Genomic DNA, 14,004 nt, shown 5'->3' on the forward strand with positions numbered 1-14,004 from the left:
CCCATGACCCCCGCAAGCCTCATCGAGCAATACGGCCCGCGCGAATCGATGGAATACGACGTCGTGATCGTCGGCGGCGGCCCCGCCGGGCTGTCGGCGGCGATCCGGCTCAAGCAGCTGGCCGCCGAGAAAGGCACCGAGATCGGCGTGTGCGTGCTCGAGAAGGGTTCCGAGATCGGCGCGCACATCCTGTCGGGCGCGGTGATGGACCCGCGCGCGATCAACGAACTGTTCCCCGACTGGAAGGAACGCGGTGCACCGCTCGACGTCGAGGTGACGGAAGACCGCTTCCTGTTCCTGTCCGAGAAGGGCGCCGTCACCACGCCGAACTGGGCGCTGCCCGCCAACTTCCAGAACCACGGCAACTACGTGATTTCGCTGGGCAACGTCACGCGCTGGCTTGGGGCACAGGCCGAGGCCCTGGGCGTCGAGATCTTCCCCGGCTTCCCGGCCGCCGAGATCCTGTACAACGACGACGGCTCGGTGAAGGGCGTCGCGACCGGCAACATGGGCGTGGGCAAGGACGGCGAGCCGACCGAGAACTTCCAGCTCGGCATGGAGCTGCACGCGAAGTACACGCTGTTCGCCGAAGGCTGCCGCGGCCACCTGGGCCGCCAGCTGATCTCGAAGTTCAAGCTCGACGCGAACGCGGATCCGCAGGCTTACGGGATCGGCATCAAGGAGCTGTGGGAGATCGACCCGGCGAAGCACAAGCCGGGCCTCGTGATCCACACGGCCGGCTGGCCGCTGAAGTCCGATACGTACGGCGGCTCGTTCCTGTATCACATGGACAACAACCAGGTGGTGGTCGGCTTCGTGGTGGGCCTCGGCTACACGAACCCGTACCTGTCGCCGTTCGAGGAATTCCAGCGCTACAAGACGCACCCGTCGATCCGTGCGTTCCTGGAAGGCGGCAAGCGCGTGTCGTACGGCGCGCGCGCGATCACCGCGGGCGGGCTGCTGTCGTTGCCGAAGACGGTGTTCCCGGGCGGCGCACTGATCGGCGACGACGCGGGCTTCCTGAACGCATCGCGGATCAAGGGCAGCCACGCGGCGATCAAGACCGGCATGCTCGCGGCCGACGCCGCATTCGACGCGGTGCAGGCCGGCCGCCAGAGCGACGAGCTCAACGCCTATCCGGACGCCTTCAAGCAGTCGTGGCTGTACACGGAGCTGTATCGTGCGCGCAACTTCAAGCAGTGGATGGCGAAGGGGCTGTATCTCGGCACGCTGATGGTCGGGCTCGAGCAGAAGGTGATGGGTGGCAACGTGCCGTGGACGCTGCACCACAAGCATGCGGATCACGAGATGCTGAAGCCGGCGTCGCAATGCGAGCCGATCGAGTACCCGAAGCCGGACGGCAAGCTGACGTTCGACCGGTTGTCGTCGGTGTTCATCTCGAACACGAACCACGAGGAGAACCAGCCGGCGCACCTGACGCTGAAGGATGCGAGCGTGCCGGTGAACGTGAACCTGCGTACGTACGCGGGGCCGGAGGGGCGCTTCTGCCCGGCGGCCGTGTACGAATTCGTGAAGAACGACGACGGCAGCGACCGCCTGGTGATCAACGCGCAGAACTGCGTGCACTGCAAGACCTGCGACATCAAGGACCCGACGCAGAACATCGTGTGGGTCACGCCGGAAGGCGGCGGCGGACCGAACTACCCGAACATGTAATTGCCGAAGCGCGCCGCCACGAGCGGCGCGTTTTTTTGGCTGCCGCAAACGAAACGGGGCGCTGCTTCAAGCAGCGCCCCGTTTTGCATGCTCCGCACCCCTGCCGGGCGAGACGCGCTGCGCCACGCCCGCTTGTGTCAGGTCGCGCTGCCCGCGATCTTCGGCGTCGGCGTCTCGACGTCCCCGCACTGCGCGCGATGGCGCAGCGCATGATCGATCAGCACCAGCGCGAGCATCGACTCGGCGATCGGCGTCGCACGAATGCCGACGCACGGGTCGTGGCGCCCGAACGTTTCCACCGTCGCCTCATCGCCCGCCTTCGTGATCGAACGGCGCGGCGTGCGGATGCTCGACGTCGGCTTGATCGCAATCGACACGGTGATGTCCTGCCCCGTCGAAATCCCGCCGAGCACGCCACCCGCATGGTTGCCGACGAAACCGCCCGGCGTCAGCTCGTCGCCATGCACCGAGCCGCGCTGCGCGACGCTGTCGAAACCCGCGCCGATCTCGACGCCCTTCACCGCGTTGATGCTCATCATCGCCTTGGCGATGTCCGCATCGAGACGGTCGAACACCGGCTCGCCCCAACCGACCGGCACGCCCGACGCGACGACGTCGATGCGCGCGCCGATCGAATCGCCGTCCTTGCGCAATGCATCCATGTACGCCTCGAGCTCAGGCACGACCGCCGCATTCGGCGAGAAGAACGGATTTTCGTGCACGTGCGACCAGTCGACGAACGGCACGTCGATCTCGCCGAGGCCGCTCATGTAGCCGCGCACCTCGACGCCGAAGCGCTCGCGCAGCCACTTCTTCGCGACCGCACCGGCGCCGACGATCGGCGCGGTCAGGCGCGCGGACGAACGGCCGCCGCCACGGTAGTCGCGGATGCCGTATTTCTGCCAATAGGTGTAGTCGGCGTGGCCGGGACGGAACGTCTCGACGATGTTGCCGTAGTCCTTGCTGCGCTGGTCGGTGTTGCGGATCAACAGCGCGATCGGCGTACCGGTCGTCACGCCTTCAAACACGCCCGACAGGATCTCGACCTCGTCGGCCTCCTGCCGTTGCGTCACATGACGCGACGTGCCGGGCTTGCGGCGATCGAGTTCGACCTGGATGTCGGCTTCAGTCAGCCCCATTCCCGGCGGGCAGCCGTCGATCACGCAACCGATCGCGGGACCGTGCGATTCGCCGAAGGTCGTGACAGTGAAAAGCGTGCCGAGGGTATTGCCGGACATGATGGAACCGCCCAATGAGAAATGCGCAAACCGATGCGCTGCCAGGGCTGCAGGCAGGCCGATCGTTCGCCGGTCGAGAAAAAGAGGTAAACCGCTATTATGCCAGCCGTCCCGGGCCCGCGGGTCGTGTGAACCGTTCAGACCACACGGGCCGGCCACGGAAACGGCCCGGCGCGACGGTCGGCGATCCGCGCCGTTCCGTTCGAACGGGCCGTTCGCACGCGGCGGCGCGACCCGGCACGATCCTGCCGGGCCCGCCCCACCCGCCTACTTCCGCGCACCGCGTAGTTCGGTGACCGCGGCCTGCAGCGACTCGGGCGTCGCGACCGACGCCGGGATCGGCTCGCCGACCGCCAGCGTCAGCCGGCTCATCACGCCGCGCTTGATCGGGCGCGGCATCCGCGCATCGGAATGCCGCGAAAAATAGCTGCCCCACAGCCCGCGCAGCGCCATCGGAATCACGGGCGCCGGCGTGCGGCTCAGGATCTCCGTGATGCCGTGGTGGAACGTGTTGATGTCGCCCGTCTTCGTGAGCTTGCCTTCGGGGAAGATGCACACGAGTTCGCCTTCCTTCAGCGCAGCCTCGCAGGCGTCGTACGCGCGCGCGAGCATCGCGGGATCTTCGTGACGCGGCGCGATCGGGATCGCCTTCGCATGCCGGAACACCCAGCTCGCGAAGCGCGTCTTGAAGATCCGGTGATCCATCACGAAACGGATCGGGCGCGGGCTCGCGGCGGCCAGCACGAGCGCATCGACGTAGCTGACGTGGTTGCACACGAGCACGGCCGCCCCTTCCGCCGGAATCCGCTCGGCATGCACGAGGCGAATCCGGTAGAAGGTGTGCACGAGCACCCACGCAACGAAGCGCAGCAGGAACTCGGGCACGAGCAGATAGATATACGCGGCGACGATGACGTTCAGCAGCGCCGTGACGAGGAACAGCCCCGGGATGTCGACGCCGGCCTTGGTCAGCCCCATCGCCATCACGGCCGACAGGATCATGAACAGCGCGTTCAGGATGTTGTTTGCGGCGATGATCCGCGCACGGTGCGTGGGTGCGCTGCGGCTCTGGATCAACGCGTACAGCGGCACGCTGTAGAAGCCGCCGAACATCGCGAGCAGGAACAGGTCGGCGAGGATACGCCAGTGGCGCGCGCCCGCCAGGAACTCGCCGACCGACAGCAGGTGCCCGGGCGACGGCAGCGCGTGGCTCGCGAAATACAGCTCGATCGCGAACACGCTGATGCCGATCGAGCCGAGCGGCACGAGGCCGATCTCGACGCGCCGCTGCGACAACCGTTCGCACAGCAGCGAGCCGAGGCCGATGCCGACCGAGAACGTCGCGAGCAGGATCGTGACGACGTCGGGGCTCGCGGACAGCACGTCCTTCGCGAAATTGAAGAACGACGTGAGGAACGTCGCGCCGACGAACCACAACCACGAGATGCCGAGCAGGCTCAGGAATACGGTGCGGTTCTGGCGCGCGAGGCCGAGGTTGCGCCAGGTCTCGCTGACCGGATTCCAGTTGATCACGAGATCGGGCTGCGGCGCCGGCGTGGACGGCACGCGCTGCGCGACGAGCCGCCCCGCGAGCGCGATGACGACGACGCTCGCCGCGAGCACGCGCTCGCCGCTGCCTTCGATGCCCGCCGCCGCGCCACCGATGATCGTGCCGATCAGGATCGCGATGAACGTGCCCATCTCGACGAGGCCGTTGCCGCCGACCAGCTCATGTTCGCCGAGATGTTGCGGCAGGTACGAATACTTGACGGGCCCGAACAGCGTCGAGTGCATGCCCATCATGAACGTGCACAGGTACAGCAGCGTCGCGCTGTGCGTGACGAAGCCGGCCGCGCCGACCAGCATCAGCACGATCTCGAAGGTCTTCACGAAGCGCGTGAGGGTCGCCTTGTCGTACTTGTCGGCGATCTGGCCGGACGTCGCCGAGAACAGCACGAACGGCAGGATGAAGATCGCGGAAATCAGGAAGGCGGCCGTCTTCGCATCAACGCCGGAGAATCGCGCGGTGTGATAGGTGACGAGCGACGTGAAGCCGATCTTGAAGACGTTGTCGTTCAGCGCGCCGAGGAACTGGGTCGTGAAGAACGGCGCGAAACGGCGCTCGCGCAGCAGGTCGAACTGCGACGCGTGGGCGTGCTGGTCGTCACGCTGCCGGGAAGTGGCTTGCGTTTGATCGCTCATGCGGAATACGCGCGCGCCATCTGGGCGACGCTGCGCGGGCCTTGTGTGGTCGTTGAAAAAACGGCGGCGCAGGACAAGCCTGCGCCGCCGCGTGCCGGGTGGCGGCGCCCGCGCATGACGGCGACGGGCGCGGCGTGATTCACGATTTGTGCGCTTCGGCTTCCGATTCCGGCCAGTCGCGGATGTACGCCTTCAGCATCCGGTTCTCGAAGCTCTGCGCCTCGACGACCGTCTTCGCGACGTCGTAGAACGAAATGACGCCCATCAGCACCTTCTTGTCGAGCACCGGCATGTAGCGCGCGTGGCGCTCGAGCATCATCCGGCGCACTTCGTTGACGTCCGTTTCCGGCGTACACGTGAGCGGCTCGTCCATCACCTTGCGCACCTGCACGTCGCCGATCGCGCCGCCGTTCACATGCAGGCGCAGGATGATCTCGCGGAACGTCAGCATCCCGACGAGATCGCCGTACTCCATCACGACGAGCGAACCGATGTCGTGCTCGGCCATCGTATCGACCGCTTCGCGCAGCGGCATATCGGGCGTCACCGTAAACAGCGTGTTGCCCTTCACTTTCAGAATATCGCTGACGCGCATCGTAGTCCCCTCATGCTTGAATACAAAACCTCTTTCGATCCTATCGGAAAGCCTGTCAAAAGGAAAGCGCGAGCCCGCGCGGCGGGCCGCCCCCCGCTTGCGGAAGCGGGCCGCCGGCAGCACAATGGCCCCATGAACAGCGGCCCGAGGAGACGGCCATGGCGCATACGCATTCGGAGCAATTCGCCAGCTTCGCTGATTTCTACCCGTATTACCTGAATGAACACCAGAACCTGACCTCGCGGCGGCTGCACTTCATCGGCTCGCTCGGCGTGATCGGCTGCGTCGCGATGGCGATCGCGACCGGCGACTGGCTGTGGCTGCCGGCAGCGGTCGTCTGCGGCTACGGGTTCGCGTGGGTCGGACACTTCTTCTTCGAGAAGAACCGACCGGCCACGTTCCGGCACCCGATCTACAGCCTGATGGGCGACTGGGTGATGTTCAAGGACATCTGCACCGGCAAGATCCCGCTGTAATGGCCGGGCGCCCCGCTCACGCGGGCCGCGGCGGCCGCGCATGCGGATCGGACACGCCGCTCGGCGCCTGCCCCGGAACACCCGTTGGCTGTGCGCCAGCGGGCCGGTGGGCGGCGATCAGCGACGCGAGCGACACGTCGAACCGGTCGCTCGACAGCACCGCGAGCAGCGCCGCGCCATCGACATGGCTGCGGCGCCGCTGCAACTGGTAAGTGAGTTTCGTGCGGTCGATCACCAGCACGTCGAACAGCTGCGCGAGCGTCAACTGCTCCGGATTCGCGAGCAGGATGTAGCGCAGCGTAGTCTCGCCACCGCCGTCGAGCCGCGCAATCCATTCCCGCTCCTCCATCGTCGTCAGCAAGCGCTGCGCGGTTTCCATGTCGCAGCGCAGCATGGCCGCGATCCGCATCGCCGTGTAGCCGCGCTTGCCGGCCGCGCGCGCTTCGGCCAGCCGCGCGAGCATTTCCAGCGCGTCGAGCAGGTCGCTGCCCGGATAGTGGATGCGGTGGAACTGGCCGACGCGGATCGCCGGCAGCGCGGAGGCCACCATCGCGCCGAGCAGCGCGATGAACCAGCTCAGGTACACCCACAGCAGGAAGACGGGCAACGCGGCGAACGCGCCGTAGACCGCCGTATAGGTCGGAATGCGCCGCACGTAGTAGCCGAAGCCGCGCTTCGCGAGTTCGAACGCGACGGCCGCGAACAGCCCTCCGATCACCGCGTCGCGCCATGCGACCGTGCAATTCGGCAGGTACACGTACAGCAGCGTGAACGCGAGCACCGTCAGCGGCAGCGACACGAGCGCGAGCAGCCACTCGACGATCGACGTCGACGGTGCGGCACCGGTAAATGCCAGCGACTGCGTGAACAGGTACGACGAGATCGACAGACTCACGCCGAACAGCAGCGGGCCGAGCGTGATCAGCGCCCAGTATGCGAGCACGCGCTGCGCGAACGGTCGCGGCTTGCGCACCCGCCAGATCAGGTTGAAAGCCGACTCGATCGTCATCATCGTCATCACCGACGTGACGACGAGCACGATCAGGCCGGCCGTCGTCAGCCCCTTCGCCTTCGATGCGAACTGGTTCAGGTACTTGAAGATCTGGATGTTGAACTGCGCGGGCATCAGGTGATCCGCGAGGAACCCTTGCAGCGAGATCTGGAACGACGCGAACATCGGGAACGCGGTGAACAGCGCGAACGCGACCGTCACGAGCGGCACGAGGGCCAGCATCGTCGTGAACGTCAGGCTGCCCGCCACTTGCGGGATGCGATCCTCGGCGCTGCGCCGGGCCGCGAACTGCGCGAGGCGCTTGATGGTGTCGAGATCGACGCTCAACTTCGGCAAACGACTTCTCCTTCTTGATGCCGCGCGCCCGACGGCGCGCCGCCGCCGCGCTGCGCGACGGCTTCAGCCCCTATAATAGCCGCTCGATTCCAGCAGGGGCCGACTGCACCGGGCACGCGCGCGGCCGCACGCGGCTCCGTCGCCCATGAAAGACATCCTCGTCCTCTATTACAGCCGTCACGGCGCCACGCGCGATCTCGCGCTCGCGATCGCGAACGGCATCGACAGCGTACCGGGCATGCAGGCCCGCATCCGCACCGTGCCGCCCGTGTCGGCCGTTTGCGAAGCCACCGCTCCCGACATCCCCGCCGATGGCCCGCCGTACGCGGAACTACGGGATCTCGAGGAATGCGCGGGCCTCGCGCTCGGCTCGCCGACCCGCTTCGGCAACATGGCCGCCTCGCTCAAGTATTTCCTCGACGGCACCACACCGCAATGGCTGTCGGGCGCGCTGACCGGCAAGCCGGCCAGCGTGTTCACGTCGACGGGCAGCCTGCACGGCGGCCAGGAATCGACGTTGCTGTCGATGATGCTGCCGCTGCTCCATCACGGGATGATGATCGTCGGGATTCCGTACACGGAATCCGCGCTCACCACGACGCGCACCGGCGGCACGCCGTACGGCGCGTCGCACGTCGCGCAGCACGACCGCTCGGCAGCCGCCGGGCTGTCGGCGGACGAAAAGGCGCTCGCGGCCGCGCTCGGCGTGCGGCTCGCACGCGCAGCGGCCGCCCTCTCCAGCGCCCAGGCCGCCGAGGCCGCATGAACGCCCCCGCCCGCCCCGCCGTCGCGGCCCGGCCGCGCTACGCGCTGATCGCCACCGCGTGCCTCGTCGCGCTGATCGCACTGTCGCTCGCGTGGGAGCTGTGGCTCGCGCCGCTGCGTCCGGGCGGCTCCGCGCTGATGCTCAAGGCGGTCCCGCTCGCGCTCGCGCTGCCCGGCGTCTGGCGGCGTAACATCTATACGATGCAGTGGGCGAGCATGCTGATACTCGCCTATTTCGCCGAAGGCGTCGTGCGCGGCATGTCCGATCGCGGGCTATCCGCGACGCTCGGCTGGTGCGAGACCGCGCTCGCCGTCGGCTTCTTCGTGGCGGCGCTGGCGTACGTCGCGCCGTTCAAGCGCGCGGCGAAAAAATCGCGCGCCGCGCCCTGACCCTTACGCGACAAGGTGATGATGTCCTCCGAAGCTTTCGTTTCCGCGTGCCGCGATGCGATCGGCGCCGATCATGTGCTGACCGACCCGCACGATACCGAACCGTTCCTGACCGACTGGCGCCGCCGTTACAAGGGGGCCGCGTGCGCGGTGCTGAAGCCCGCGAACACGGCCGAAGTCGCCGCGCTCGTCAAGCTGGCCAACGCACACGGCATCGCGCTCGTGCCGCAAGGCGGCAACACCGGCCTCGCCGGCGGCGCCACGCCCGACGCGAGCGGCAGCCAGGCCGTCCTGAGCGTCGCGCGGCTGAACCGCGTGCGCGAACTCGATCCGCACAACAACACGATCACCGTCGAAGCCGGCGTAATCCTCGCCGACGTGCAGGCGCACGCCCGCGAAGGCGGCCGGCTGTTCGCACTGAGCCTCGCGGCGGAAGGCAGCTGCACGATCGGCGGCAACCTGTCGACCAATGCGGGCGGCACCGCGGTGCTGCGCTACGGCAACGCGCGCGAGCTGTGTCTCGGGCTCGAAGTCGTGACGCCGCAGGGCGAGATCTGGGATGGACTGCGCGGACTGCGCAAGGACAACACCGGCTACGACCTGCGCGACCTGTTCATCGGCGCGGAAGGCACGCTCGGCATCATCACGGCGGCCGTGATGAAGCTGCACCCATTGCCGGCCGCGCAGGTCACGGCCCTCGCCGCGCTCGAATCGCCGCACGCGGCGCTCGACTTCCTCGCGCTCGCGCAGCGCGCCGCCGGGCCGCTGCTGACCGGTTTCGAGCTGATGTCGGACTTCTGCATGCAGCTCGTCGGCAAGCACTACCCGCAACTACGCTACCCGTTCGCGCAGACGCATGCGCAGACGGTGCTGCTGGAACTGTCCGACAACGAAAGCGAATCGCATGCGCGCGCGCTGTTCGAGAAGCTGATGGAAGAAGCGTTCGAGGCCGGGCTCGTGGTCGACGCGGTGGTCGCGGAGAATCTTGCGCAGTCGCGCGCGTTCTGGGACCTGCGCGAGCACATCCCGCTCGCGCAGGCCGACGAGGGGCTCAACATCAAGCACGACATCGCGGTGCCGATTTCGTCGATCGCACGCTTCATCGACGAGACCGACGCGGCGATCCAGCAGGCCGCGCCGGGCGCGCGAATGGTGACGTTCGGCCACCTCGGCGACGGCAACCTCCACTACAACGTGCAGATGCCCGAAGGCGGCGATCCGAAAGCGTTCCTGGCCGCGTTCCAGGCGCCGATCAACCGGATCGTCTACGACAACGTGCACCGCCACCGCGGCACGATCAGCGCGGAGCACGGGATCGGCCAGTTGAAGATCGACGACGCGCAGCGTTACAAGTCGCCGGTCGAAACGACGCTGATGCGTACGCTGAAGACCGCGCTCGACCCGCGCGGCCTGATGAATCCCGGCAAGGTCCTGCGCTGAAGCCGCCCACCCCGGAGCCAAGCCCGTGAAAATCCGCGTCCTGTCCGACCTGCATCTCGAAAGCAACCTGCCCGACGCGATCCCGCATGCCGATGCGGATCTCGTCGTGCTGGCCGGCGACATCCACAATCACGCGGAAGGCCTGCGCTGGGCCGCCGAAACGTTCGACCCGGCCGTGCCGGTGGTCTACGTGCCGGGCAACCACGAGTATTACGACGGGGAATTCGGCGCGCTGGAGACGGCGATGCGCGACGCGGCGCAGGCGCTCGACAACGTGCATTACCTGAACAACGACGTCTACGTCGATCCCGGGCAGCGTTTCCGCGTGCTCGGCACGACGCTCTGGGCCGATTTTTCGCTGTTCGGCGCCGACGAAGCCAGCCTTGCCGGCTCGATCGAGGCCGGGCTGCGCGTGATGCTCGATTTCAAGGGCTTGATCCAGGTGACCTGGCCGCATGACGCGGCGCTGCATGCGGCGCCGGGCACGCCGGAACGGGATTTCTCGCCGGCCGACGCAATCGCGCTGCATCGACGCAGCCGTGCTTGGCTGGAAGCGCAGCTCGCGACGCCGTTCGCGGGCCAAACGATCGTCGTCACCCACCATGCGCCGCACCGGCGCTCGCTGGCAGAGCGCTATGCGGAAGATCTGGCGTCGGCGGGATTCGTCACGGATATGGCGGAACTCGTGCGGCCGCCGGTGGATCTGTGGCTCCACGGCCACACGCATACGTCATTCGATTATGTGGCGGACGGTGGCACACGCGTGGTGTGCAATCCGCGCGGCTACATCCACCGGCGCACCGGCGAACTGGAAAATACCGCGTTCGCGTGGGACAAGGTCGTCGAGCTCGGCTGAACGCCGGCCCGCCCGGCCGCATTGCGCGGCCTTGTTTCGACCCGGAGCGTGACCGCGGGTCAGCGGCCCGGGCGACGCGGCTCGCGCACTCGCACCGGCACCGGCTTCATCTGCGCCTTCGCCTTCATCGCGCGCAGCAGGTCGCGAGTCGCCGCGGCGGCCGCGGCCGCGCCCAGCAGGACTCCAAGGCCGATCATCAGGTGCGTATCCATTGCTGCTCCGGGGTTGCGTATCTCGTTAATTCCCACAATATCAAACTGTCTGACACGCGTTCGTAAAAAAATGTTGCGTGAAGGACAAATCTCGTCAGATTGCGGTCAACCGCGCCGTCATGTCGCACGCGTGTACTGCTCGAGCGCGGCTTCGTCGGCGGCGAGCGTGGCCGGCAGTTCGTCGCGCAGGAAATCGACCCAGGTGCGAATTTTCGCGTCGAGGTACTGGCGCGACGGATACAGCGCGTAGATGTTCATCACGTGCGACCGGTATTCGGGCATCACGCGCACGATGTGCCCGCTGCGCAACCAGCCGATCGCCGAATAGAGCGGCAGGCCGCCGATCCCCATCCCTTCCCGCACGGCCACCGCGAGCGCCTCGGCGACGTTCACGCGAAACGGCGGCGCCGCGATCGGGACGACCTCGTCGCCGTTCGGCCCCGACAGCGCCCATTCGTCGAACTGAAAGCCCGGCGCGGCCATCCCGAGGCAGATGTGCTGGGCGAGATCCGCGGGCCGCTGCGGCACGCCATGCGCATCGACATAGCTGCGCGACGCGCACACCACGCTGTGGCTCTCGCCGAGCCGCTGCGACACGAGCCCCGAATCCGGCAGGTCGCGGCCAACGACGATCGCGACGTCATACCCCTCGTCGAGCAGGTCTGGCATCCGCTGCGCGAGTGTCAGCTCGACGTGCACGTCCGGGTAGCGCTCGCGATAGCGCGCGATGGCCGGCACCAGGTAGTGCTGGCCGAGGCTCGTGAAGCAATGAACCTTCAGCTTGCCCGACGGGCGCGCATGCGCGTCGCCCGCCTCGGCTTCGGCCTGGTCGACGTACGCGAGGATCTGCTCGCAGCGCTGCAGATAGCGCTCGCCGGCTTCGGTCAGCGCGATCCGGCGCGTCGTGCGGTTCAGGAGGCGCGTGCGCAGGTGCGCCTCGAGATCCGAGACCGCGCGCGACGCGTAGGCAGTGGTCGAATTCATCTGCTGGGCCGCTGCGGTAAAGCTTCCCGCATCGACCACGCGGACGAACACCCGCATGTTTTGTAACGTATCCATCCCATTACCCGTTTGAATCCGGACGGATTGTTGCACAGAGGCGAACAAGTATTGTCTCAGGATTCGTAAAAATGACTTGCACCCTTGTCCATTTATTCAGGAATCGCTGAAAAATATAATCGCATCCGACTCATCTATATCCGAAAGGGAGAAAATCGTGCAGTCTCCGGCAAAAAAAGGGACGCTCGCACTGGCGGTTCTTGCAGTCTCATTAATAATGGCCGGATGCGCGAGCATGGGCGACAACAAGCCGCAGTCGGCCCGCATCGAGGCGAACGCGCTCGATGCCGGCGCCGCGATCCGCGCGGCCGACCGTGACGCGGGCTGGCCCGCGGCCGACTGGTGGCGCGCCTACCGCGATCCGCAACTCGACGCCTGGATCGCCAATGCCCAGGCCGGCAACCCGACGCTCGCGGCCGCCGAGGCCCGGGTGCGCGAAGCGCAGGCAATGGCACGCGTGGCACGCTCGGCCGAATTGCCGCAGATCAACGGCAACCTGTCGCTGATGCGCGAGCACTGGCCGGACAACGTGTACTACGGCCCCGGCCCGCTCGCGAACGCCGATACCTGGAACAACACCGGCACGCTCGGCCTGTCGTACCACCTCGATCTGTGGGGCAAGGACAAGAACGCGACCGAGCGCGCGCTCGACACCGCTCACGCGACCGCCGCCGATGCCCGTGCGGCAAAGCTCGAGCTCGAAGTCAACGTCGTGCGTGCATACGTGCAGATGTCGATGAACTACGCACTGCTCGACCTCGCGCACGAAACGTTCGAACGCCAGCGCTCGCTCGCCGATCTCGCACGCAAGCGGCTGCAGGCCGGCCTCGGCACGCAGCTCGAAGTGAGCCAGGCTGAGTCGACGCTGCCCGACTATGAGCGCCAGATCGACAGCTACGAGGAAGCGATCCAGCTCGCGCGGCACCAGCTCGCCGCGCTGGCCGGCAAGGGCCCGGGCGCCGGCGACACGATCAAGCGGCCGCAGCTGGCGCTCGACGCACCGGCCGGCCTGCCGTCGGCGATGCCGGCCGACCTGCTCGGCCGCCGTCCCGACGTCGTCGCGGCGCGCTGGACGGTCGACGCGCAGGCGCGCGGCATCGACGTCGCGAAGGCGTCGTTCTACCCGAACATCGACCTGCTCGCGACGGTCGGCGGCTTCGGCGTGACCGCGCCGTTCACCGACTTCCTGCGCGCGATGAACGGCGGCTGGACGGCCGGCCCCGCGCTGTCGCTGCCGATCTTCGAAGGCGGCCGGCTGCGCGCGCAGCTCGGTGCGGCCAACGCCGGCTACGACCAGGCGGTCGAGCGCTACAACCAGACGATCGTCGGCGCGCTCAAGGACATCGCCGACCAGGTCGTGCGGATCCGTTCGCTCGATACGCAGAAGAAGGACGCCGCACGCTCGGTGGCCGCCAACGACCGCAGCTACCAGCTGTCGCGCGAAGGCTTCCGTCGCGGGTTGACCGACTACGTGAACGTGCTGGTCGCGCAGCAGCAGTTGCTGCGCGCGCAGGAGACGGCCGCCCGCATCGACGCGGAACGCCTCGCCGCGCACGCACAGCTGATGGCCGCGCTCGGCGGCGGCGTCGAGACGGGTACCGATGTGCCTCATGACGAATCCGCCGCGGGCGCAGCCGGGCCTGCCGCCGCGTCGAATGCGAAGCCGGTGGCAGCCGCCGCCCGGCCCGCGCAGGTCGCGGCCGCCGGTGCGTCCGGCGTGCCGGCCGCACGATAACGCGGAGCGAC

At 67.5% G+C, this 14,004-nt stretch carries 13 protein-coding genes; 7 read left to right on the plus strand and 6 right to left on the minus strand.

Features of this window, described 5'->3' with window-relative positions; genetic code table 11:
* The first annotated feature begins 3 nt into the window (after positions 1 to 3).
* A complete protein-coding gene (locus BDO18943_RS08295; RefSeq protein ID WP_175021917.1) occupies positions 4 to 1,677 on the plus strand; it encodes an electron transfer flavoprotein-ubiquinone oxidoreductase in 1,674 nt (557 codons plus the stop codon).
* 137 nt (positions 1,678 to 1,814) lie between these two features.
* Here BDO18943_RS08295 and aroC read toward each other — a convergent pair whose 3' ends face one another.
* The 3 genes from aroC to BDO18943_RS08310 form a co-directional block, all read right to left on the minus strand.
* The gene (aroC, locus tag BDO18943_RS08300) at positions 1,815 to 2,915 is read right to left on the minus strand and encodes a chorismate synthase (protein ID WP_043183141.1); all 1,101 of its coding nucleotides are present in this window, start codon (positions 2,913 to 2,915) and stop codon (positions 1,815 to 1,817) included.
* A gap of 267 nt (positions 2,916 to 3,182) precedes the next feature.
* On the minus strand, positions 3,183 to 5,117 hold the full coding sequence (locus BDO18943_RS08305) for an MFS transporter (protein WP_175021918.1): 1,935 nt from the start codon (positions 5,115 to 5,117) through the stop codon (positions 3,183 to 3,185).
* A gap of 139 nt (positions 5,118 to 5,256) precedes the next feature.
* A complete protein-coding gene (locus BDO18943_RS08310) occupies positions 5,257 to 5,712 on the minus strand; it encodes a CBS domain-containing protein (RefSeq protein ID WP_043182535.1) in 456 nt (151 codons plus the stop codon).
* A gap of 158 nt (positions 5,713 to 5,870) precedes the next feature.
* Here BDO18943_RS08310 and BDO18943_RS08315 point away from each other — a divergent pair, with 158 nt between their 5' ends.
* The gene (locus BDO18943_RS08315) at positions 5,871 to 6,188 is read left to right on the plus strand and encodes an Mpo1-like protein (RefSeq protein WP_043182533.1); all 318 of its coding nucleotides are present in this window, start codon (positions 5,871 to 5,873) and stop codon (positions 6,186 to 6,188) included.
* Positions 6,189 to 6,204: 16 nt separating this feature from the next.
* Here BDO18943_RS08315 and BDO18943_RS08320 read toward each other — a convergent pair whose 3' ends face one another.
* The gene (locus BDO18943_RS08320) at positions 6,205 to 7,536 is read right to left on the minus strand and encodes a YihY family inner membrane protein (RefSeq protein ID WP_175021919.1); all 1,332 of its coding nucleotides are present in this window, start codon (positions 7,534 to 7,536) and stop codon (positions 6,205 to 6,207) included.
* A gap of 145 nt (positions 7,537 to 7,681) precedes the next feature.
* Here BDO18943_RS08320 and wrbA point away from each other — a divergent pair, with 145 nt between their 5' ends.
* The 4 genes from wrbA to BDO18943_RS08340 are packed head-to-tail and all read left to right on the plus strand — an operon-like array spanning position 7,682 to position 10,987.
* Positions 7,682 to 8,302 carry an NAD(P)H:quinone oxidoreductase gene (gene wrbA, locus BDO18943_RS08325; protein WP_011351764.1) on the plus strand — a complete coding sequence of 207 codons (621 nt, stop codon included), beginning with the start codon at positions 7,682 to 7,684 and terminating at the stop codon, positions 8,300 to 8,302.
* The gene (locus BDO18943_RS08330; RefSeq protein WP_175021920.1) at positions 8,299 to 8,691 is read left to right on the plus strand and encodes a DUF2069 domain-containing protein; all 393 of its coding nucleotides are present in this window, start codon (positions 8,299 to 8,301) and stop codon (positions 8,689 to 8,691) included. The genes wrbA and BDO18943_RS08330 overlap by 4 nt, the downstream gene beginning before the upstream one ends.
* Positions 8,692 to 8,709: 18 nt before the next feature.
* The gene (locus BDO18943_RS08335; protein ID WP_175021921.1) at positions 8,710 to 10,131 is read left to right on the plus strand and encodes an FAD-binding oxidoreductase; all 1,422 of its coding nucleotides are present in this window, start codon (positions 8,710 to 8,712) and stop codon (positions 10,129 to 10,131) included.
* A 25-nt stretch (positions 10,132 to 10,156) separates the two neighbouring features.
* On the plus strand, positions 10,157 to 10,987 hold the full coding sequence (locus tag BDO18943_RS08340) for a metallophosphoesterase (RefSeq protein WP_175021922.1): 831 nt from the start codon (positions 10,157 to 10,159) through the stop codon (positions 10,985 to 10,987).
* Positions 10,988 to 11,046: 59 nt separating this feature from the next.
* On the opposite strand, the gene BDO18943_RS08345 is transcribed toward BDO18943_RS08340, so the two are convergent.
* Both BDO18943_RS08345 and BDO18943_RS08350 read right to left on the minus strand, forming a co-directional pair.
* Positions 11,047 to 11,199 (minus strand): hypothetical protein, encoded by a 153-nt coding sequence (locus tag BDO18943_RS08345; RefSeq protein WP_006476208.1) that lies wholly within the window; start codon positions 11,197 to 11,199, stop codon positions 11,047 to 11,049.
* 117 nt (positions 11,200 to 11,316) lie between these two features.
* Positions 11,317 to 12,258: a LysR family transcriptional regulator gene (locus BDO18943_RS08350; protein ID WP_175021923.1), complete on the minus strand. Its 942-nt coding sequence runs from the start codon at positions 12,256 to 12,258 to the stop codon at positions 11,317 to 11,319.
* A gap of 157 nt (positions 12,259 to 12,415) precedes the next feature.
* On the opposite strand from BDO18943_RS08350, the gene BDO18943_RS08355 reads away from it, so the two are divergent.
* Positions 12,416 to 13,993, plus strand: coding sequence for an efflux transporter outer membrane subunit (locus tag BDO18943_RS08355; protein WP_175021924.1), 1,578 nt, complete (start codon positions 12,416 to 12,418; stop codon positions 13,991 to 13,993).
* Positions 13,994 to 14,004: the final 11 nt, after the last annotated feature.

The organism is Burkholderia aenigmatica (assembly GCF_902499175.1).
Taxonomy (GTDB): Bacteria; Pseudomonadota; Gammaproteobacteria; order Burkholderiales; family Burkholderiaceae; genus Burkholderia; species Burkholderia aenigmatica.

What these genes read in the sequence shown, in the direction of transcription:
- aroC (WP_043183141.1), bottom strand. Translation starts at nt 2,915, where the DNA reads ATGTCCGGCAATACCCTCGGCACGCTTTTCACTGTCACGACCTTCGGC.
- wrbA (WP_011351764.1), top strand. Translation starts at nt 7,682, where the DNA reads ATGAAAGACATCCTCGTCCTCTATTACAGCCGTCACGGCGCCACGCGC.
- BDO18943_RS08350 (WP_175021923.1), bottom strand. Translation starts at nt 12,258, where the DNA reads ATGGATACGTTACAAAACATGCGGGTGTTCGTCCGCGTGGTCGATGCG.
- BDO18943_RS08305 (WP_175021918.1), bottom strand. Translation starts at nt 5,117, where the DNA reads ATGAGCGATCAAACGCAAGCCACTTCCCGGCAGCGTGACGACCAGCAC.
- BDO18943_RS08330 (WP_175021920.1), top strand. Translation starts at nt 8,299, where the DNA reads ATGAACGCCCCCGCCCGCCCCGCCGTCGCGGCCCGGCCGCGCTACGCG.
- BDO18943_RS08315 (WP_043182533.1), top strand. Translation starts at nt 5,871, where the DNA reads ATGGCGCATACGCATTCGGAGCAATTCGCCAGCTTCGCTGATTTCTAC.
- BDO18943_RS08345 (WP_006476208.1), bottom strand. Translation starts at nt 11,199, where the DNA reads ATGGATACGCACCTGATGATCGGCCTTGGAGTCCTGCTGGGCGCGGCC.
- BDO18943_RS08295 (WP_175021917.1), top strand. Translation starts at nt 4, where the DNA reads ATGACCCCCGCAAGCCTCATCGAGCAATACGGCCCGCGCGAATCGATG.
- BDO18943_RS08310 (WP_043182535.1), bottom strand. Translation starts at nt 5,712, where the DNA reads ATGCGCGTCAGCGATATTCTGAAAGTGAAGGGCAACACGCTGTTTACG.
- BDO18943_RS08335 (WP_175021921.1), top strand. Translation starts at nt 8,710, where the DNA reads ATGATGTCCTCCGAAGCTTTCGTTTCCGCGTGCCGCGATGCGATCGGC.